19 protein-coding genes and 2 pseudogenes are annotated in these 19,635 nt (G+C 75.9%); 16 read left to right on the forward strand and 5 right to left on the reverse strand.

Features of this window, described 5'->3' with window-relative positions:
* Positions 1-49 precede the first annotated feature (49 nt).
* Together FKM96_RS10320 and FKM96_RS10325 are read left to right on the forward strand one after the other, a co-directional pair.
* The gene (locus tag FKM96_RS10320; protein ID WP_147795156.1) at positions 50-1,243 is read left to right on the forward strand and encodes an exonuclease SbcCD subunit D; all 1,194 of its coding nucleotides are present in this window, start codon (positions 50-52) and stop codon (positions 1,241-1,243) included.
* On the forward strand, positions 1,243-4,332 hold the full coding sequence (locus tag FKM96_RS10325) for an AAA family ATPase (protein ID WP_147795157.1): 3,090 nt from the start codon (positions 1,243-1,245) through the stop codon (positions 4,330-4,332). The genes FKM96_RS10320 and FKM96_RS10325 overlap by 1 nt, the downstream gene beginning before the upstream one ends.
* A gap of 51 nt (positions 4,333-4,383) precedes the next feature.
* Here FKM96_RS10325 and FKM96_RS10330 read toward each other — a convergent pair whose 3' ends face one another.
* Entirely contained in the window at positions 4,384-4,827 is a 444-nt protein-coding gene (locus FKM96_RS10330) for a hypothetical protein (protein ID WP_147795158.1), read from the reverse strand.
* Between the two features lie 187 nt (positions 4,828-5,014).
* Between FKM96_RS10330 and FKM96_RS10335 the strand changes: the two genes are divergently transcribed.
* Positions 5,015-5,809, forward strand: coding sequence for an ABC transporter ATP-binding protein (locus FKM96_RS10335; protein ID WP_147795159.1), 795 nt, complete (start codon positions 5,015-5,017; stop codon positions 5,807-5,809).
* A complete protein-coding gene (locus FKM96_RS10340) occupies positions 5,809-8,349 on the forward strand; it encodes an ABC transporter permease (protein ID WP_147795160.1) in 2,541 nt (846 codons plus the stop codon). Before FKM96_RS10335 ends, FKM96_RS10340 begins: the two co-directional genes overlap by 1 nt.
* Here the strand turns inward: FKM96_RS10340 and FKM96_RS10345 are convergent.
* The 3 genes from FKM96_RS10345 to FKM96_RS10355 all read right to left on the reverse strand — a co-directional run bounded on the left by FKM96_RS10345 (position 8,336) and on the right by FKM96_RS10355 (position 12,025).
* The gene (locus tag FKM96_RS10345) at positions 8,336-9,748 is read right to left on the reverse strand and encodes a glucose-6-phosphate dehydrogenase (protein ID WP_147795161.1); all 1,413 of its coding nucleotides are present in this window, start codon (positions 9,746-9,748) and stop codon (positions 8,336-8,338) included. The two genes, FKM96_RS10340 and FKM96_RS10345, sit on opposite strands and share 14 nt — an antisense overlap.
* 8 nt (positions 9,749-9,756) lie before the next feature.
* Positions 9,757-9,996 carry an antitoxin gene (locus FKM96_RS10350; RefSeq protein ID WP_147795162.1) on the reverse strand — a complete coding sequence of 80 codons (240 nt, stop codon included), beginning with the start codon at positions 9,994-9,996 and terminating at the stop codon, positions 9,757-9,759.
* Positions 9,997-10,093: 97 nt separating this feature from the next.
* Entirely contained in the window at positions 10,094-12,025 is a 1,932-nt protein-coding gene (locus FKM96_RS10355) for an FAD-dependent oxidoreductase (protein ID WP_147795163.1), read from the reverse strand.
* Between the two features lie 241 nt (positions 12,026-12,266).
* On the opposite strand from FKM96_RS10355, the gene FKM96_RS10360 reads away from it, so the two are divergent.
* From FKM96_RS10360 to FKM96_RS10375, 4 genes are all read left to right on the forward strand, one after another.
* The gene (locus FKM96_RS10360; protein ID WP_168216948.1) at positions 12,267-12,974 is read left to right on the forward strand and encodes a DUF2993 domain-containing protein; all 708 of its coding nucleotides are present in this window, start codon (positions 12,267-12,269) and stop codon (positions 12,972-12,974) included.
* A complete protein-coding gene (locus FKM96_RS10365) occupies positions 12,971-13,714 on the forward strand; it encodes a M50 family metallopeptidase (protein ID WP_246854922.1) in 744 nt (247 codons plus the stop codon). Before FKM96_RS10360 ends, FKM96_RS10365 begins: the two co-directional genes overlap by 4 nt.
* A gap of 75 nt (positions 13,715-13,789) precedes the next feature.
* Positions 13,790-14,212, forward strand: coding sequence for a helix-turn-helix domain-containing protein (locus FKM96_RS10370; protein WP_147795165.1), 423 nt, complete (start codon positions 13,790-13,792; stop codon positions 14,210-14,212).
* A 48-nt stretch (positions 14,213-14,260) separates the two neighbouring features.
* Entirely contained in the window at positions 14,261-14,854 is a 594-nt protein-coding gene (locus tag FKM96_RS10375; protein ID WP_147795166.1) for a PIN domain-containing protein, read from the forward strand.
* A 22-nt stretch (positions 14,855-14,876) separates the two neighbouring features.
* Here the strand turns inward: FKM96_RS10375 and FKM96_RS10380 are convergent, their stop codons facing one another.
* Positions 14,877-15,644 carry an HNH endonuclease family protein gene (locus tag FKM96_RS10380; protein ID WP_147795167.1) on the reverse strand — a complete coding sequence of 256 codons (768 nt, stop codon included), beginning with the start codon at positions 15,642-15,644 and terminating at the stop codon, positions 14,877-14,879.
* 108 nt (positions 15,645-15,752) lie between these two features.
* Here FKM96_RS10380 and FKM96_RS10385 point away from each other — a divergent pair, with 108 nt between their 5' ends.
* The 8 genes and pseudogenes from FKM96_RS10385 (at position 15,753) to FKM96_RS22220 (ending at position 19,630) form a co-directional block, all read left to right on the forward strand.
* Positions 15,753-16,175 carry a DUF2809 domain-containing protein gene (locus tag FKM96_RS10385; protein ID WP_147795168.1) on the forward strand — a complete coding sequence of 141 codons (423 nt, stop codon included), beginning with the start codon at positions 15,753-15,755 and terminating at the stop codon, positions 16,173-16,175.
* A 230-nt stretch (positions 16,176-16,405) separates the two neighbouring features.
* Positions 16,406-16,873 carry a nuclear transport factor 2 family protein gene (locus FKM96_RS10390; protein WP_147795169.1) on the forward strand — a complete coding sequence of 156 codons (468 nt, stop codon included), beginning with the start codon at positions 16,406-16,408 and terminating at the stop codon, positions 16,871-16,873.
* A pseudogene (locus FKM96_RS21540) lies at positions 16,873-16,989 on the forward strand (TetR/AcrR family transcriptional regulator); the annotation flags it as partial. The gene FKM96_RS10390 and the pseudogene FKM96_RS21540, both read left to right, overlap by 1 nt.
* A 67-nt stretch (positions 16,990-17,056) precedes the next feature.
* On the forward strand, positions 17,057-17,440 hold the full coding sequence (locus tag FKM96_RS10395) for a hypothetical protein (RefSeq protein ID WP_246854923.1): 384 nt from the start codon (positions 17,057-17,059) through the stop codon (positions 17,438-17,440).
* A 178-nt stretch (positions 17,441-17,618) separates the two neighbouring features.
* Complete coding sequence (locus tag FKM96_RS10400; protein ID WP_147795170.1) at positions 17,619-18,083, forward strand: hypothetical protein; 465 nt, start codon at positions 17,619-17,621, stop codon at positions 18,081-18,083.
* Between the two features lie 61 nt (positions 18,084-18,144).
* On the forward strand, positions 18,145-18,606 hold the full coding sequence (locus tag FKM96_RS10405) for an HIT family protein (RefSeq protein WP_147795171.1): 462 nt from the start codon (positions 18,145-18,147) through the stop codon (positions 18,604-18,606).
* 132 nt (positions 18,607-18,738) lie between these two features.
* Positions 18,739-19,014: pseudogene (locus FKM96_RS22215) on the forward strand (MBL fold metallo-hydrolase); the annotation flags it as partial.
* A gap of 127 nt (positions 19,015-19,141) precedes the next feature.
* A complete protein-coding gene (locus FKM96_RS22220) occupies positions 19,142-19,630 on the forward strand; it encodes an MBL fold metallo-hydrolase (RefSeq protein WP_371300409.1) in 489 nt (162 codons plus the stop codon).
* The last annotated feature ends 5 nt before the right edge of the window (positions 19,631-19,635 follow it).

Here is a 19,635-nt window from a genome sequence, read left to right on the forward strand (position 1 = left end):
GACGCCCGCGGTGCGCGGGGATGTCGGTGCCGGCGGCTAGTTTCGAGGCATGCGGCTCCTGCACACCTCCGACTGGCACCTGGGCCGCACCCTGCACGGCGTCGACCTGACGGCGCACCAGCAGGCCTTCCTCGACCACCTCATCGAGGTGGTCCGCGCGGAGCGGGTGGACGCGGTGCTCGTCGCGGGCGACGTGTACGACCGCGCGATCCCGCCGGTCGAGTCGGTGGCCCAGCTGTCCGACGCGCTCCGCCGGCTGTCCGAGCACGCCGCGGTCGTCCTGACCCCGGGCAACCACGACTCGGCGATCCGGCTGGGCTTCGGCGCCGACCTCATGCAGGACCGGGTCCGGGTGCTCGCGCGCCTCGACGACCTGGCGCGGCCGGTCGCGCTGCCGGGCGACGGGCACGACGTCCTGGTCTACGGCCTGCCGTACCTCGACCCCGACGCGGCCCGGCACGCGCTCGCCGCGCCCGACGCCGACGGGCCGCTGCCGCGCTCGCACGCCGCCGTGCTCGGCGCCGCGATGGACCGGGTCCGTGCCGACCTCGCCGCGCGCGCGGCCGAGGCCGCCGGCGCCGGCCGGGGTGCGCCCCGCTCCGTGGTGCTCGCGCACGCGTTCGTCGTGGGCGGCGCCGCCAGCGAGTCGGAGCGGGACATCCGGGTGGGCGGGGTCGACCACGCGCCGGCCTCCGTGTTCGAGGGCGTGGACTACGTCGCGCTCGGCCACCTGCACGGCCCGCAGCGGGTCGGTGACGGCGCCGGCGCGACGGTGCTGCGGTACTCCGGCTCGCCGCTCGCGTACTCGTTCTCGGAGGCCCGGCACGCCAAGTCCACGGTGCTGGTCGACCTCGGCCCCTCGGGTGCGCCGGACGTCCGCCTGGTCCCGGCCCCCGTGCCGCGCCGCCTGACCGACCTGACCGGGCCGCTCGACGACCTGCTCGGCGCTGCCGGCGAGCAGCACCTCGACGACTGGGTCCGCGTGACCGTCACCGACGCGCACCGCCCCGCCGACCTGTACCGCCGCGTCCGGGCCCGGTTCCCGCACGCGCTGGTGGTGCAGCACCAGCCGCCGGCGCGCGACGCCGGCCCTCGGGCCGCCGAGGTGACGGCCGCGCGCGACCCGCTGGAGGTCGCCGCCGAGTTCGTGCAGCACGTGAGCGGGTCCCGGCCGACCGACGCCGAGGCCGCGGTGCTGCGCCGCGCCTACGAGCAGGTCGTCGCGGCGGAGCGGAGCGCCTGATGCGGCTGCACACCCTGACCCTCCAGGCGGTCGGCCCGTTCGCCGGGCGGCACACCGTCGACTTCGCCGCGCTCTCCGCCGGGGGGCTGTTCCTGCTCGAGGGACCGACCGGTGCCGGGAAGTCGACGGTCATCGACGCCGTCGTGTTCGCGCTGTACGGCAAGGTCGCGTCGGCGTCGGCGAGCGAGGACCGGCTGCGCTCGGCGTTCGCCGCGGACGACGTCGAGACGGTCGTCGACCTGGTGTTCGAGACCGGGTCGGGCGTGTACCGGGTGCGGCGGACGCCGGCCTACGAGCGCGCCAAGAAGCGCGGGACCGGCCGCGCCAAGCAGCAGGCCACCGTGAAGCTCTGGCGGCTCACCGCGGCGCCCGAGGGCCCCGCCCCGGACCGGGAGGACGTCGACGCCGGGGACCCGCCCGGCGAGCTGCTCTCGACCCGCCTCGACGAGGCCGGTGCCGAGCTCACCCGGGTCGTCGGCCTGGACCGCGCCCAGTTCGTGCAGACCATGGTGCTGCCCCAGGGCGAGTTCGCCGCGTTCCTGCGCGCCGACCCCGAGCAGCGCCGGGGGCTGCTGCAGCGCATCTTCGGCACCGAGGTCTACGAGCGGGTCCAGCAGCGCCTCGACGAGCTGCGCCGCGAGGCCCAGCGCGTCGTGACCGAGGCCCGGACCGAGGTGCAGGAGTGCACCGCGCGGTTCGCCGGCGCGTCCGCGGCCGACGAGGACGGGGTCCTGGCCCTGCGCACCGCCGCCGCGGAGGACGCCACCGGGCTCGAGTCCCTGGTCGCCGACCGGCTCGCCGCCCTCCGGGCGCACGAGGACGCGGTCCGCGCGGTCGCCGACGCGGCCAACCGGCGGGTCACCGAGGCGCGCGCGGCGTCCGACGGCGCCGGCGCGCGGCTGCGGCTGGTCCGGCGCCGGGCGGCGCTGGAGGAGGAGCGTGCCCGGCTGGCCGTCGGGGCCGAGCAGCACGCCGCCGACGTGGCCCGGGTGGACCGCGCCCGCCGCGCCGCCGTGGCCCGGCCGGTCCTGCGCGGGCTCGACGACGCCCGCGGCGCCCTCGCCGGCGCGGACAAGGAGCTGCGGGCCGCGCTCGACGCCGCCCCGGCCGGGCTCGCCCCCGCCGACCCCGAGGCCGCGCTCGCCGACGTCGGCCTGCCCACCGCGCTCGCCGGGGTGCGGGAGGCCGCCGCCGCGCAGGTCGCGACCCTGACACGCGTCGTCGGGCTGGAGCGCACGCTCCCCCAGCGCGCCCGCGACCGGGACCGGCTCCGCGAGGTGCAGGCCGTGCGGACCCGCACGATGGCGGAGGCAGACGACCTGCTCGCGGTGCGCCCCGAGGGCCGGGCCGCGCTCGTGGCCGACCTGGACGCGGCCGCCGCGCTCGCCGCCACGGCGCCGACCCGCGCCCGCGACCTCGCCGACGCCGAGGCCGTGGCCGGGGCCGTGCGGGACCTGGGTGCGGCCGAGGCCGAGCTCGCCGCCGCCACCGACGCGCGAGCGGTCGCCGCGCACGCCGCGGTCGCCGCGGTCGAGGAGGAGTCGCGCCTGCGCCGTGCCCGGCTCGCCGGGTTCGCCGGCGAGCTCGCCGCCGGCCTCGCGCCGGGGGAGCCGTGCCCGGTCTGCGGCGGCACCGAGCACCCGCACCCCGCGCCGGCCGGCGACGAGCCGGTGGCGGAGGAGGACGTCGCGGCCGCCGAGGACGCCCGCCGTGCCGCCGAGGACGCCGTGCGCGCCGCCGAGGCCCGCGTGGTCGGCCGGACCGAGCGCTGCGCCGCGCTCCGCGAGCGGACCGGCGGCCTGCGCGCCGACCAGGGCGCCGTCGCCGCCGCGGCGGTCGACGCCGCGCGCGCCGCGCTCACCGCGGCCCGGGACGCCGAGGCCGCCCGCGAGCGGCTCCGCGCGGACGTCGCGGAGCACGACCGCGTCACCGACGACCTGCGGCTGACCCGTGCCGCGCTCGGGGAGGAGCACGTCGCCGCGGGGCACGCCCTCGCCCGGGTGGAGGACGAGCTCGTGCGCGACGCCGCCGAGGTCGAGGTCGCGCGGGACGGGTACCCCACGGTCCTCGCCCGGCAGGGCGCCGAGCAGGCCCGGGTGGACGCGGCCGACGGCCTGCTCGCGGCGCTGGACCGGCGCGCGGCCGCCGCCCGTACCGTGGCCGACCGGGTCGCCGAGGTCGCCCGCGTGCTCACCGAGCAGGACCTCGGGGACGAGGACTCCGCCCGCGCCGCGATCGCGGAGGCCGCCGACGTGGCCGCCGCCGAGCGCGCGGTCGAGGCGTACCGCACCGCCGTGGCCCGGGTGGAGCAGGGTCTCCGGGACCCGGAGCTCGCCGACCTCGCCGCGGGGGACCCGCGCGCGCTCGCCGCCGAGGTGGCGGAGCTCGAGCAGGCGCTCGCCGACGCCGTCGGTGCCGCCGACGCCGCCGGCGCGCAGCTGGGCTCCGTCCGCGACCGGGCGGCGCGCGCCGCGGACGCGGCACGCCACGTCACGGAGTCCGCCGCCGCGCTCGCCACGGCCGAGCAGCACGCCGCCCCGGTCACCCGCATGGCCCGGCTCGCCGGCGGCGCCGACGCCGACAACGCCCGCGCGCTGTCGCTCGCGACCTACGTGCTCGTCCGCCGGTTCGAGGACGTCGTCGCCGCCGCGAACGACCGGCTGCGCGAGATGTCCGACGGCCGGTACGAGCTGGAGCGCAGCGACGAGCGCGAGGACGTGCGCACCCGGCGCACCGGTCTGGCGATGCGGGTGGTGGACCACACGACCGGCGCCGCGCGCGACCCCCGCACGCTGTCCGGGGGCGAGACGTTCTACGTGTCGCTGTGCCTCGCGCTCGGCATGGCCGACGTCGTCACCGCGGAGGCGGGCGGCGTCGAGCTGGGCACGCTGTTCATCGACGAGGGCTTCGGCACGCTCGACCCGCACACCCTCGACGCCGTGCTCGGCGAGCTCGGGAAGCTGCGCGCCGGCGGCAGGGTCGTCGGGGTGGTGTCGCACGTCGAGGCGCTCAAGCAGGCGGTCGCGGAGCGGATCGAGGTGCGCCGGCGGACCGACGGGTCGAGCACGCTCACGGTCGTCGCGGGCTGAGGCGCCCCGGGGTCGCCGGACGCCGGCCGCCGCGCTGGGACCGGCCGCGCCTCACCACGTCCACCCGCGCGACGCCAGCTCCACCTCCTCGCGCATCCGCTCCCACGGGTCGCCCTTCGCCCGCGGCAGCACCTCGACCCCCGCGAGCCGGCACGCCTCCGCGAGCAGCGCGTCGTAGGCGAGCTGGCTCGCGATGATCCGCTCCGCCCGGGCCCAGGCGTGCGCGTCCTCCTCGAGCCGCCGCAGGTGGTCGGCCACGATCCCGAGCCGGACCTGCACGTGCAGGGCGTCGAACGGGTCGGGCGGCGGGGGTGCGCCGTGCCGGCCGTGCCGCACCCGGGTGGCGACCCGGTCGAGCAGCCCGGCCACCCGGGCCCGACGGCGCTCGCGCGCAGCGCGCCGCCGCGGCGACGACTCCGCCCCCGGGATCAGCCTGAGCACGACGGCGAACGTCAGCGCCGGCAGCACGAGCCAGAGCACCAGCCACCACGCCATCGGAGCACCTCGGCACCAGCGTAGGCCGCGGGTGTGACCCGCGCCACAGTCCGGCTGCGTCGGGACCTCGGTCCCTCGGGGGCGGGATCAGGGGCGGACCAGGGTGCTCCCGGATGCCCGCGTGCGAGGGGAGGGCGGGACGATCCACAGGTTGGCAGGGGAGCGACCACGACCAGGGATGAGGATCATGGCCACGAACGACGGCACGCCGATCGCGAGCGCGCGCGGTCTGGTGAAGACGTACGGCACGGGCGAGGCGGCGGTGCGGGCACTCGACGGCGTCGACGTGGACTTCGCCCGCGGGGAGCTCACCGCGATCATGGGCCCGTCGGGGTCCGGCAAGTCGACCCTGATGCACTGCATGGCGGGCCTGGACCGCGGGGACGCCGGCACCGTGGTGGTGGACGGCCTCGAGGTCAGCGCGATGAACGAGCGGAAGCTGACCCGGCTGCGCCGCGACCACCTCGGCTTCGTGTTCCAGGCGTTCAACCTGGTCCCGACCCTGACGGCGCTGGAGAACATCACGCTGCCGCTGGACATCGCGCGCCGCCCGGTCGACCGGGCGCACCTGGACGCCGTCGTGCAGGCCGTGGGCCTGGCGGACCGGCTGGGGCACAAGCCGACGGAGCTGTCCGGCGGTCAGCAGCAGCGCGTGGCCTGCGCGCGCGCCCTGGTGTCGCGGCCCTCGGTGGTGTTCGCGGACGAGCCGACCGGCAACCTGGACTCGACGTCGTCCGGCGAGGTGCTGGGCTTCCTGCGCCGCTCGGTCGACGACCTGGGCCAGTCCGTCGTCATGGTGACCCACGACCCGACCGCGGCGTCCTACGCGCACCGGGTGCTGTTCCTCGCGGACGGGCGCCTGGTCGGCGAGCTCACCGACCCCACCCCGGACTCCGTCCTCGCCGCGCTCGCGGCCCTGCGCCCGGCCCCGGCCGGTGCCGTCGCGTCGGTCGCCGTCGCGGCCGCCGACGGGTCGCGCTGATGCTGCGGGTGGCGCTGCGCGGCATCCGCGCCCACCTCGTCCGGTTCCTGCTCTCCCTGCTGGCGGTCGCCCTGGGCGTCGCCTTCGTCGCGGGCACGTTCTCCCTCCGCACGATGATGTCGAGCACCTTCGACGGCATCGTCGACGCCGGCACCCCCGGCGACGCCTACGTCCGCGCGGAGCCCGCCGAGGGCTCGTCGGTGGTCGAGGGCACCACGGCCGGCCCGGCGGTGCCGATGACGCTCGCGGACGAGATCGCCGCCCTCGACGGGGTCGCCCACGCGATCCCCGAGGCGCAGGGCTCGATCGTCCTGGTCGGCGCGGACGGCACAGCCGTGCAGAGCACGCAGGCGCCCAGCCTGGTGTTCTCCTACCTGCCGGACGACCCGTCGCTCGACGTCGTCGAGGGCCGCGGCCCGGAGCGCCCGGGCGAGATCGCGCTCGAGACGGCCACGCTGGCGTCCTCAGGGCTGGAGGTCGGCGACACCACGCAGGTCGTCCTCGGCGGGCAGCTGTCGGACGCCGAGGTCGTAGGCCGGTTCGACATGGGCGCGCCCATGGCCGGCGCGACGCTCGTGGTCGTCGACCCGGGCACGGGCTACGCGTTGTTCGCGCCCGACGGCGACGTCGCGGACATCGCGGTCTACGCCGAGGACGGCACCACGCCGGCCGAGCTCGTCGACGCCATCGCCCCGCTCGTCCCCGGCGACCTGCAGGTCGTCACCGGGCAGGAGCTGCGCGACGAGAACAAGGACGCCATCGGCGAGATGCTCGGCTTCATCACCACGTTCCTGCTGGTGTTCGCCGCGATCGCGCTGTTCGTGGGCGCGTTCATCATCTCCAACACCTTCGCGATGTCGGTCCGGCAGCGGATGCGCGAGTTCGCGCTGCTCCGCGCGGTCGGGGCGTCGCCGGCGCAGGTGTTCACGTCGATCCTGGTCCAGGCGGCGGTCGTCGGGCTCATCGGGTCCGCGCTCGGCATCGCCGGCGGGCTCGGCCTGGTGCAGGGGCTCAAGTCCGTCTTCGAGGCGATGGGGATGGACCTGGCCGGGGACATCCCGGTCGACGGCGCGACGATCGGTGTCTCGCTGGTCGTCGGGACCGTGGTCAGCGTCCTCGCCGCCGCCGTGCCCGCGCGCCGCGCCGCCCTGGTGCCGCCGGTCGAGGCCATGCGCGACGACGTCGCGGTGCCCGAGCGCTCGATCCGGGTGCGCGCGGTCCTCGGCACGCTCCTCACGGGACTCGGCGTCGCGGCGGTGCTCGCCGCCGTGCTGAACACCGGCGAGGAGACGCTGGACGCCGCGCTCGGCGCCGGCGCCGGCGCGGTCCTGGTCGGCGTGCTCATGCTGGCGCCGAGCCTCGCGCGGACCGTCGTCGGGGCGCTCGCGTGGCCGTTCGTGCGGCTGCTGCGACCCGTCGGACGGCTGGCGCGCGGGAACGTGGTGCGCAACCCGCGCCGCACCGCCAACACCGCGGGCGCGCTGATGATCGGCATGGCGCTGGTCGGCGGCGTGTCCGTGATCGCGACCTCCGCGCAGGCCTCGGTCGCCGGGGTCGTCGAGTCGCAGCTGCACGCCGACGTGGTGCTGCAGTCCGCCACCCGGGACCTCCCCAAGGGCGCGATCGCCGACGTCGACGCGCTGCCCGAGGTCGGCGGCACGGCGGCGTTCGCGTTCGCGCCGCTCGAGGTGTCCTCGGACGGCGACGGGTCCGGGACGCAGATCGTCGCGGGCGTCCGCGACGACCTGTTCGACCGGACGATCGAGGCGACGACGATCGAGGGGGACCTCGCGTCGCTCGCGGACGGCGAGGCGGCCGTCCAGGAGGACCCGGCGAAGGAGCAGGGCTGGGCCGTCGGGGACACCCTGCGGATCACCGGCGCCACGGGGCCCCGGGACGTGACGGTCGGCGCGGTGTTCACGACCAACGTGATCGGCGCCCCGGTGGTCGTCGGCACCGAGGTGCTGGACGCCCTGGTGCCGCCCGAGCAGCAGATGGTCGACCTGCTGGCGGTCGACGCCGCCGCCGGGGTCGGGGTCGACGAGCTGAAGGACGCCGTCACCGCGGCGGTGGCGCCCTACGTCGTCGTCTCGGTGCTGACCCAGGACGAGTTCGTCTCGAACCTCGCCGACCAGGTCAACCAGGTCCTCGTGATCCTGTACGCCCTGCTCGGCCTGTCCGTGGTGATCGCGGTGCTGGGCATCGTGAACACGCTCGCGCTGTCCGTCATCGAGCGCACCCGGGAGATCGGGCTGCTCCGGGCCGTCGGCCTGGGCCGGCTCCAGCTCGCGGGCACCGTGACCGTCGAGTCCGTGCTCACGGCGGTGTTCGGCACCGTCGTCGGGCTCGTCGTCGGGGTGGCGCTCGCCTCCGCCCTGCCGTCGGTGTACGCCGACGACGGCCTGTCCGAGCTGGTGATCCCGTGGGGGAACCTGGTGGGCATGCTCGGGCTGGCCGTCGTCGTCGGGGTGCTGGCCGCGCTGTGGCCCGGCACCCGGGCGGCCCGGATGCGGGTGCTGGACGCCGTCAGCTACGAGTGAGGACCCACCCGTCCGGGCCGGCCAGGTCGTCGGCCCGGACGGGGCCCCACGAGCCGGGCTCGTACGGCTCAGGGTCGGGCCGGTCCGGTCCGAGCAGCGGCGCGAACGCCCGCCAGGCGGCCTCGAGCCCGTGCGGCGTCGTGAACAGCGTCCGGTCGCCGACCAGCACGTCGTGCAGCAGCGACGCGTACGGCGTGATCGGGTCGCCGGGCTCGACGTCGTCCAGCCCGAGCGAGGCCGTCCCGGTGGCGAGCCGGAGGTCCGGCCCCGGCTGCTTGACGGTCGTCGTGATGTCGATGGCGCCGTCGCCCGCCAGCGACAGGCTGATCCGGCCCGGCCCCGCCGGCTCGCCGAACAGCTCGTCCGGCGTCTTCAGCACCAGCGTGACCCGCTGCGCGGACACGGCCATGCGCTTGCCGGTGCGGAGCAGGAACGGCACGCCGCGCCAGCGGTCGTTGTCCACCCACAGCCGCGCGGCGACGAACGTGTCCGTCGTCGAGTCGTCGGCGATGCCGTCGATGTCCCGGTAGCCGTCGAACTGGCCCAGCACGACCTCGGCGGGGTCCAGCGGCCGGAAGCACCCGATCACGGCCTCGCGCGCCGTCGCCAGGTGGTCCGCGTCGAGCGCCGCCGGCGGCTCCATCGCGACCTCGGCCGCGATCTGGAACAGGTGCGTGACCAGCATGTCCAGGGCGGCGCCGGTCTCGTCGTAGAAGTCCGCGCGGTCGGCCACGTCCAGCGTCTCGGGGACGTCGACCTGCACCTGCGCCACGTGCCGCCGGTTCCACACCCCGCCGAACAGCTCGTTGCCGAACCGGAGCACGTGCAGGTTCTGGGTCGCCTCCTTGCCGAGGAAGTGGTCGATCCGGAACACCTGGTCCTCGCCGAGCACCTCGTGCACCAGGGCGTCGAGCTCCTCGAACGACTCCGGCGAGGTGCCGTACGGCTTCTCGTAGACCACGCGGACGCCCTCGGCCATGCCGTGGGCGCGCAGGGCCCGCGTCGTCGGGGCGAACGCCGACGGCGGGACCGCGAGGTAGTGGACGACGGTCACGTCCCCGTCGTCACCGGCGGCGAGGTCGCGCCGGGCGTCCCGGACCGCGTCGACGAGCTCGCCCGGCTCGTCTTCGGTGAAGGTCAGCGCGTAGGACACGTGGCCGTCGAGGGCGTCGGCGTGCCCCGGCTCGCCGTGCTCCTCGAGCGAGGACCGGACCAGGTCGGCGAGCTCGTCGTCGCCGATCGGCTTGCGGCCGGTGCCGATGAGCGCCCAGCGCTCCGGCAGCAGCCCGCGCGTCGCGAGCTGGGCGAGCCCCGGGTAGACCATGCGCTCGGCGAGGTCGCCGCGGGCGCCGTGCAGGACGAACAGGACCGGCGTCTCGACCGGCGTCGTGGGTGCCATGCCGCGGCTCAGAGGGCGGGCGGGTCGGTGCGCTCCGGGTGCCGCACCGGCGGTTCGTGGGTGCCCTCGCGCTTCTGCTTCTCGAGGAAGTCGCGCGCCTTCGCGGTGGCCTGGTCGACCTTGCGGTCGGTGGAGTCCGAGGTGCGCGACTTCACCGCGTCGGCGGCCTTGTCGATCGCCCCGGCGATCTTGTCCTCGTTGCCGGCGACGGCCTTCTTGGCCTTGTCGACGAAGTCCCCGATGCCCATGTCCGCTCCCGTCGTGGCGCAGGTGGATGCCTGCCACGAGTCAACGTCGGGCCCCGGACCCCCGCAACCGGGCGGGGGTCCGGGGCGACGTCCCCGGTCAGATCGCGTAGGCCGCCAGGAAGCCCGCGTTGATCGCCTCGCCGACCTTGGCCGGCTTGACGCAGTCGCCCACCGGGACCACGTTCGCGCGGCCGCCCAGGGCCTCGGGCAGCGCGGTGTCCGGGCGGACGCCGAACGCCGACAGGACGGTGTCCGCGTCGACGTGCACCTCCTCGCCGTCGGGGCCGGTGGCGGACAGGCCCTTCTCGTCGACCGCGGTGACGGTGTGGCCGGTGAGGATCCGCACGCCCGCCTCGGCCAGCTGCCGGAGCAGCGTGATCCGGTTGATGACGATCATGTCCTTCGCGATCTCGGACGCCATCTCGACGATCGTCACCTCGTGGCCGGCCTGGGCGAGCTCCAGAGCGGAGTCCGCGCCGGACAGCCCGCCGCCGGCGACGACGACCCGCTGCCCGACCGGGGTGCCGAGGTGGAAGTCGAGCACCTCGACCACGTTCGGGCCGTCGATCCCGGGGATCGACCGCGGCACGACCGGCAGCGAACCCGTCGCGACGATGATCTGGTCGGCGCCGTCGAGCTCCGGGGAGTCGGCGGTGATCTCGGTGCCGAGGTGCACGGTGACGGGGAGGTCGGCGAGCTGCCGCTCCCACCAGCCGACCATGCCGCGCAGCTCCTTCTTGAACTCCGGCGTCGCGGCGGGCCACAGCACGCCGCCGAGGTTCGTCCCCTTCTCGTACAGGTCGACGCGGTGGCCGCGCAGCCCGGCCACCCGGGCCGCCTCCAGCCCGCCGGGGCCGCCGCCCACGACGACGACGTGCTTCGGCCGCGGCGCGATGGTCAGCACCCGCTCGCGCTCGAAGCCGACCTGCGGGTTGACCGCGCAGCCCAGCGCCTCGGCGAAGAACGCGTGGCCGACGCACATCGCGTTGCACCGGATGCAGGGGCGCACGTCGCCCCGGCGGCCCTCCCGGAGCTTGTTCGCCCACTCGGGGTCGGCGATCAGGCCGCGGCCGATGCCCGCGAAGTCGGCCTCGCCCGCCGCGATGACGGCCTCGGCGTTCTCCGGGGTCAGGTTGCCCACCGCCATCACCGGGATGGACAGGACCTCCTTCATCGCCTTCGCGGCGGGCGCCATGCACGCGTCGCCGAGGTAGTACGGCGGGAACACGTAGTCCATCGCCTCGTACGAGCCGTCGTCGGCGATGAGCAGGTCCAGGCCCGCGGCCTCGAGCACCACGGCGATCTTCCGCGACTCCTCGACGGTGCGGCCGCCCGGGAACCGGTGGTCGACGGACAGCCGGAACGACACCGGCAGGCCCGGTGCGGCCTCCTTCACGGCCCGGATGATCTCGACGGCGAACCGGCACCGGTTCTCGGTCGAGCCGCCGTAGGAGTCCGTGCGCCGGTTCCACACAGGGCTCATGAACTGGTCGACCAGGTAGCCGGTGTGGCCGTGGATGTCGAGGGCGTCGATCCCGGCCTGCGCGGCGCGGGCGGCGGCCTCGGCGTGCCGGCGGACGATCACCCGGATCTCGTCGACCTCGAGCGGTCGGCACAGCACCTCGGGGTGCGCGTAGTGCGGGTTGTCGGACGCCGAGATCGGCAGCCGCTCCGGGTCGACGTTGTTGATGTTCCGGCCGAGGCCGGCCGTGAGCTGGAGCGAGATCCTCCCGCCGACGCGGTGGACCGACTCCGCCAGCGCGGTGAGCCCCGGCAGCGCGGCGTCGGTGTCGACGCGGCACAGGCCCGGGTTGATGACCTCGTAGTCCTGCGAGACGGCCGAGATGCCGGTCATCACCAGGCCGGTGCCGCCCTTGGCGCGCTCGGTGTAGTACGCGATCTCGCGCTCGGTGATGAGGCCCTCGTGCGTGCCCATCTCGGTGCCCATGGGGGCGAGGGCGACGCGGTTGGGCAGGTCGAGCGAGCCGATGCGGCCCGGTTGCAGGACGTGGTCGAAGGTGGCGGTCATGTCGGGTCCTCCTGGGGCGGGTGCGGCGCGGCTGGGGGTGGCGCCGGGGTTCCTGACGGATCAGCGAGACTTCTCGATCGTCGGATACCGACCGGGCGGTCGGCAGGGTCGTTCGTCCCGATCCGGACGGGTTCGCGCCCGTGGCTGCGCGCCACCACCCGGATGCGTCGGCGGGGTGAAGGTCCTGCGCCGGGCCACGTCCGGGACCCGCGCGGGCGTGGCCGGCCCGTACCCTCGGGGCGTGACCCGCACCCGCAGCCCCCGCCGTCGCGTCGGATGCGTGGTCGGCCTGACCGCCGCCGTGCTCGTCCTCGTCGGCGGGACCCTGCTCGCCGATCGCGTCACCCACTCGATCGCCGAGGACGTGGCCGCCGACGCGGTGCGGTCCCAGCTCGGCGCCACCGACCCGCAGGTCGACGTCACCGGCTTCCCGTTCCTCACCCAGCTCGCCCGCGGCACGCTCGACGACGTGCACCTGACCGCCACCGGCGCGACGCTGCGCGGGCTCGACGTCACGGACCTCGACGTCGTCGCGACCGGCGTCGCGGTCCGGGAGCCGCGCGGCGCCGAGCACGTGGTCGCGACCGCGACCGTGCCGACCGCCGCCCTGGAGTCCCTGCTCCGCGAGCGCACCGGCTGGGACCTGGCGCTCGCGGTCGACGGCGAGGCCCTGGTGGCCACCGGCGCCGTGGCCGGCGTCCCGGTCGGCGTGACCCTGACCCTCGCGCCCGCGGGCGCCGACGGTCTCGTCGCGACCATCACCAGCGCCTCGCTGGGCGGGTTCACGATCGACGCCGGGTTGCTCCCCGACGGCCTGGCCTCGCGGATCGCCGAGGTCGACGTGACCGACCAGCTGCCGGCCGGCGCCGAGGTGACGGGCGCCGCGGTCGAGGCCGACGGCCTGCACCTGACCGTCGAGCTCGCCGACGTGACCCTCGACAGCCTGTGAGCGGGTTCCTCGACGCCCTGCGCACGCTGCCCGGGGAGATCTGGGACCGCGCGACCACCGTTCAGCCCGCCCCGGGCCAGGTGGTGCTCCTCGGCACGCTGGCCGCCGCGCTGCTCTGCCTGGCCGTCCCGACGCTCTGGCACGTCTCCCGGCACCTGCTGACGATCGTGCACGAGGCGGCGCACGGGCTGGTCGCGGTGCTGTCCGGGCGGCGGCTGTCGGGCATCCGGGTGCACTCGGACACGTCGGGCCTGACGGTGTCCGTCGGCAAGCCGCGCGGCGCCGGGATGGTGGCGACGGCGTTCGCCGGCTACGTCGGGCCCGCGGTGCTCGGCCTCGCGGCGGCGTGGCTGCTCGGGCGGGGGTACGCGGTCGGGCTGCTGTGGGCGCTGCTCGTCGTGCTGGTGCTCGTCCTGGTGCAGATCCGGAACTGGTACGGCCTGTGGGCGGTGCTGGCGACGGGCGTCGTGCTGGTGGGGGTCTCGTGGTGGGGGAGCGCCGCCGTGCAGGTCGCGGTGGCGTACGCGGTGACCTGGTTCCTGCTGCTCGGGGCGCCGCGCGCGGTGCTGGAGATGCAGTCCCAGCGCCGGCGGGCGCGCGGCCGCGGGACCTCGGACGCGGACATCTTGGCGCGGCTGACCCGGGTGCCGGGCGGCGTGTGGGTGACGGTGTTCCTGCTGGTGTGCGGCGGGGCGCTGGTGCTGGGCGGCTCGTGGATCCTGGAGCGGCCGCTGCTCTGAGATCGGAAGCAGACGGGGGTTGCACCTACATCTGCAACCCGCGACACTCGTATCCGGAGACCCCGGAGGTGACCCATGGCGACGGCGACGGACGCGCGGCGGCTCGTGACGAGCGCCCGTCAGCGCGAGCAGGCCCGCGACGTGGCGGCGCTGGCTGCGCGGGGTGAGGGCTGGGCCGTGCTGGACGCCCGAGGCGTCGCGGGCGCCGCACCGGCAGAGCTCTCCCGGCTCATCACCGCCGTGGTCGACGCGGTCGCGGCGGGCGGGACCGTGACTGTCGGCGCGCAGCCGGACGAGCTGACGACGACGGCCGCGGCGGAGCTGCTCGGCGTCTCCCGGCCGACGCTCATGAAGCTGGTCGCGGGCGGCGAGATCGCGGCCCGCAAGGTGGGGACGCACACGAGACTCCGGACTGCGGACGTCGTGGCGTTCCGCCGGGCGCGGCTCGAGCGGCAGCGGCGCGCGTTCGAAGAGCTGCTCGCTGCCGAGGACGAGTAGGTGGCGGGGCCGCGGCTGAGTGCGCGGGCGGACGCCTAACGTGCGGGCGTGCGCACCCTGCGGGTCCTGGCGGACGCGAACGTCCTGTACTCGCGCACGCTCCGCGACTGGCTGATCCTCGTGCAGCTGCAGAGCGAGACACCGCCGTACCGGACCTACTGGACCGAGGACATCCTCGCGGAGGTCCTCTACCGCCAGCGCCGCGCGCACCCGGAGTGGGACGGGGCGCGCACTGCTCGAGTCCGGGACGGCATCTGCGGGTCCCTCGAGGGCGGGCGGATCGAGGACTTCACCGTCGACGGATCGTTTCCCGGGGACAGGGACGACCAGCACGTGCACGCGGCTGCGGTCGCAGGCGGCGTGGACATCGTTCTCACCGCCGACGGCGGATTCACCGCACCGGACGTGCGGGCGATGGCGCCGTACGAGGTGTATCCGCCTGACGCGTTCTTCCTCGCGATCGACGACCTGGCACCTCACCTGGTGCGCGCGGCCGCGCGAGCCCAGGAGGCCTACCACCGTGCGCACAGTGGAGGGGTGGGGCTCGCCGACGCGCTTCGGAGGGCCGGCTGTCCGGGTTTCGCCGGCCGGGTGGTGCACCACCTCGCGGCGATAGCCCTGGAGCCCGGAGCGAGCCGATGAGTCCCGCGCGCGGGATGTCGCGTCAGCCCGCCACCGTGCAGCCGTCGAGCTGCCGGCCCATCGCGTCGTGCTCGGCCTGCGTCACCCACAGCCCGTAGGCGGCCTTCACCCGGACCTGCCGGACGACGTACGCGCACCGGTACCCGGTGCTCGGCGGCAACCAGGTCGCGGCGTCGCCGTCGCCCTTCGCGCCGTTGGCGGGGCCGTCGACCGCGAGCAGGTTGGCGGGGTCGTTGGCGAACTGGCGGCGGGTCTCCGCGTCCCACTGCTGCGCGCCCTTCTGCCACGCGTCGGACAGCGCGACGACGTGGTCGATCTGCACCTCCGCGCTGCGGGGCCCGCGCTCGAAATCGATCACCTCGTCGGTGTACGGGTCCGCGAGCCTGCCGGTGAGGACGACGCAGTCGTGCGTCCCCTCCTCGAACGTCACGTCCGTGAGGTCACGCGCGAGCACGTCGTTGCGGGTGTCGCAGCCGTTGCGGTCGACGTCCGCCCACGCGGGGCCGAACTGCTCGCGGTCGTAGCCCGTCTTCGGGGCACGGCCCTTGACGTCGAGCCCGGCGAGCTCGGAGCGGGCGCGGTCGAGATCGGCGGCGGTGACCGGGAACCGCGCGGACTCGCGGGCGTCCGACCACACCGGGATCCCGGCGCCGAGCGCCACCGCGACCACCAGCACCAGCCACGCCCAGCCCAGCCGCCGGCCGGCGCGACCCCGCCGGCTCGTCGCCGGCGGGCGGCGTCGGGGCGAGGCGGGGAGGGTGGCGCGGGCGGAGCGGGCGGTGCGGGTCACCGCGGAACGGTCGCACACGGGACCGACACGACACCTCCTCCCGGTCCGGCTCGGCGCGCCGCCCCGGAACAACGGGGGCGGCCTAGCGTCGGTGCGGGAGGTGGCGCGGTGCGCACGAGGCGTGACCAGGGCGGACGCCCGTGGGCGGGAACCGCGGTGGCGGCCGCGCTCGTCGTGGCGGCGGGGCTCGCGACCGCGCGGTACGGCTCCGGGGCCGTCGCCGACGCGCTGGGGGACGCCCTGTACGCGGCGCTCGTGACGCTGCTCGTCGGGCTCGCCGTGCCCCGGTGGTCGACCCCGGCCCGGGCCGGCCTCGCGGTCGGGCTGTGCTGTGCGGTCGAGCTGGCGCAGCTCACCGGCGCCCCGGCCGCCGCCACGGACGCGTGGCCGCCGCTGCGGTACCTGCTCGGCACGACCTTCGTCGCCACCGACCTGCTCTGGTACGCGGTCGGGGTGCTGCTGGCCACGTGGGGCACGGTGCTCGCCTCCCGGGTCGGCGACGCCCGGCGCGCCGCGGTCTCCCGAGGCTGACGCGACCCATCGCTCGACGCCAGGGCGCGTACCCGTGGCCTGGGGACGACGACGGTTCTGCGGGCTGTGGTCGTCCCGGCGTCGCGGACTCGCGGCGGGTGGCGCGCACGACGCGGGGCCCGCGGTGTCGGAGCGGCGTCGGGGCGACCTGTTGACCCGGTGGTGTCGACGCTGTACCTTTCAGTACACGACGTACCGATCGGTACAGAGTTGATCTGAAGGAGCCCGCCATGTCCCGTCCTCCGGTCCCCCCGTTCACCGAGGCCACCGCCGTCCAGAAGGTGCGCGCCGCCGAGGACGCGTGGAACACCCGCGACCCCGAGCGCATCTCCCTCGCGTACAGCGAGGACAGCTGGTGGCGGAACCGCTCCACGTTCGTCCAGGGTCGTCCCGCGATCGTCGACTTCCTCGCCGGCAAGTGGGAACGCGAGCTCGACTACCGGCTCATCAAGGAGCTGTGGGCGTTCACCGGGGACGTCATCGCGGTGCGGTTCGCGTACGAGTACCGCGACGCCGACGGGCAGTGGTTCCGCGCCTACGGCAACGAGAACTGGCGCTTCGACGAGGATGGGCTCATGACCCACCGCCACGCGAGCATCAACGACGTCGCCATCGACGCGTCGGAGCGGAAGTTCTTCTGGGACGTCTCCGGCCCCCGCCCGGCGGACCACCCGGGGCTGAGCGAGCTCGGGCTCTGATGGCGAAGACCGTCCTCGACCGCGCGGACGCGGTGCTCGCCCTCGCCGGGGTCTTCCGCACGCGCGGCTTCGAGAGCGGCTCGCTGTCGGTCATCCAGCAGGAGACCGGCATCGGCCGCGGCAGCCTCTACCACTTCTTCCCCGAGGGGAAGACCGACATGGCCCGCGCCGTGCTCGACCAGGGTGCGCGAGTGGTTCGAGGACCGGGTCTTCGCGCCGCTCCGGTCGGCCGACGACGCGCAGCAGGCGGTCGAGGCCGTGTCGCGGGAGGTCGCCGACTACTTCGTCTCCCGCGAGCGCGTCTGCCTGTTCGCCGCGATGACGCTCGGGGAGGGCCAGGAGACCTTCACCGAGGAGGTGCGGGCGTACTTCACCGACTGGGTGGACGCGCTGGCCCAGGCGCTGCGCACCGGAGGCCTCGGGCGCGAGGAGGCGGCGGCGCAGGCGCTGGACGCGGTCGCCGCGATCCAGGGCGGGCTGATCCTCGCCCGCGCGTACGGAGACGACGCGACGCTGCTCGGCATCGTCGGCCGCACGGAGCAGCGGCTGCTGGCCGCGCTGGCCTGAGGCGCGCCCCGTTCACCCGCGCGCGGCGTGTGGGGCCGGCCCGCGCCCGGGCGAGGCAGCATGCCCCGGGGAGGCCGGCGCGGCGACCGTCCTGTGGTCGGCCCGGTGCGCCCGCGGCATCATGGCTGCGACGCCGTCAGCCCGCGCCGCAGCCCGCCGGGCGACACGAGGAGGGCCGATGCGCGAGGTCGTCGCGAGGACCGCGCGTCCTGGGCGCTGGCTGTGGGCCGGGTCAGCCGGGCAGGCTCTCCTCCTGGCGTCCTGGGTGCCACGCCTGGGCGGCGAGGACCATGGCCTCGCCGTGGTCTTCGTGTGCCTCTCCGGATTGCTCATCGTGATGGCGGTGGTCCTCGCCGTCACCGACCTCCGGGCGACGCTCGTGCTCACCGACGACGCCCTGCTCCTCGAGCGGCGGTGGCGCCCGTTGCGCGTCCCCCGGGAGGCGGTCCTGGCGGTGGACGGCAACATCCACGGCCGGCCCTCCTGGTCGGAGTCCGTGGTCGTCACCGTGGCGGGTCGGGACCGGCCTGTGCGGCTCGGGGGGTTCGAGGTGCACGCCCGGGTGCTGATCCCGCGGCTGCAGGAGTGGGCCGGGGTCGGGGACACGGCGCCGGCGTCCGAGGACTCCGCGTCCCCGACCTGACCCGAGATGCTCGTGCGCCGCGCCGCTCAGGGTCGCTCGCCGGCCCGGCTACCGTGCTGGCATGGCCACTCCTACGGTCCCATGCGCGATCTGCGACAAGCACCGCGGCGTCGGGGAGCTGGTGGGACCCATCCTGTGGACGGACGATCACGCGGTTGTCAGCCATCGGCCGCCCGCTCTGGGGACCGGTCTGGCGATCGCCGGCTACCTCTTCGTCGAGAGCCGAGAGCATGTCGCGCGCTGGCAGGATCTGAGCCGGACGCAGGCGTCTGCCGTCGCTCGCGCGAGCTGGGGGGCGGCCCGCGTGCTCGCCGACCACTTCGGTACCGACCAGGTGTTCAGCGCCATCGTCGGGTTGCGGGTGCCGCACTTCCACCAGCACGTGTTCGTCCGGCATCCAGGAACGCCCCCGACGGTGCCGTGGTACGACCCCGGGTCCTGGGACGAGTGCCCTCACCTCCGGGTCGAGGAGCTGGGTCGCCTGGCAGCCTCGCTCCGAGCTCGGTTCGACTCGATGGCCTAGGCGTGTGGGGCTCAGCGGTCCAGACGCGCCGTCGCTCCGCCGCGGGGACCCGCCCCGGGTGCGCCGAGCGGCCGGTGACCCCGCGAGAATCGCCTCGCGCCCGTCCGCCCGCCCGGCCACACTGACCGCGTGGTGCGCGAGCTCGTCGTCCTCGGGACGGCCTCCCAGGTCCCCACCCGCACGCGCAACCACAACGGCTACCTGCTCCGCTGGGACCGGGACGCGTACCTGTTCGACCCGGGGGAGGGCACGCAGCGGCAGCTCACGCTGGCGGGCGTCGCGCCGCCGTCGATCACCCGCATCTGCCTCACCCACGTCCACGGCGACCACAGCTACGGCCTGCCCGGCGTGCTGTCCCGGATGGTGCTGGACCGGGTGGAGCACCCGGTGCACCTGCACTACCCGGCGGAGGGCGAGGCGGTGGTGCGGGCGCTGGTCGGGCTCGCGACGCCGGGGCTCGACCTCCGGCTGCACCCGCACGGGGGCGGCGGGCGAGGTCGCCCCGGGACTGGCGGTCGAGCCGCTGCGGCACCGGGTGCAGACGTTCGGCTACCGGGTGGCGGAGCCCGACGGGCGCACGCTCCTGCCGGACCGGCTCGCTGCGGCAGGGATCACCGGGCCCGCGGTGGGCGAGCTGCAGCGCGAGGGGCGGCTCGGCGCGGTCCGGCTCGCGGACGTCAGCGTGCCGCGGCGGGGCCAGCGGGTGGCGGTCGTCATGGACACCGCCCCGTGCCCGGGCGCCGAGGCGCTCGCGGACGGCACCGACCTGCTGCTCGCGGAGTGCACGTTCGCCGACGAGGACGCGGAGCTCGCCGCGGAGTACCGGCACCTGACCGCGGGGCAGGCGGGGGCACTCGCGGCGCGGGCCGGCGCGCGCACGCTGGTGCTCAGCCACTTCTCCGGGCGCTACGAGGACCTCGGGCCGCTGGGGGAGCGGGCGCGGGCGACGGCGGGGTCCGCCGTCGTGCACGTCGCGCACGACCTGGACCGGTTCGGCCTGCCCCGGCGCCGCGCGACGGCGTGACGCGG

The organism is Cellulomonas sp. Y8 (assembly GCF_008033115.1).
GTDB lineage: Bacteria > Actinomycetota > Actinomycetes > Actinomycetales > Cellulomonadaceae > Cellulomonas.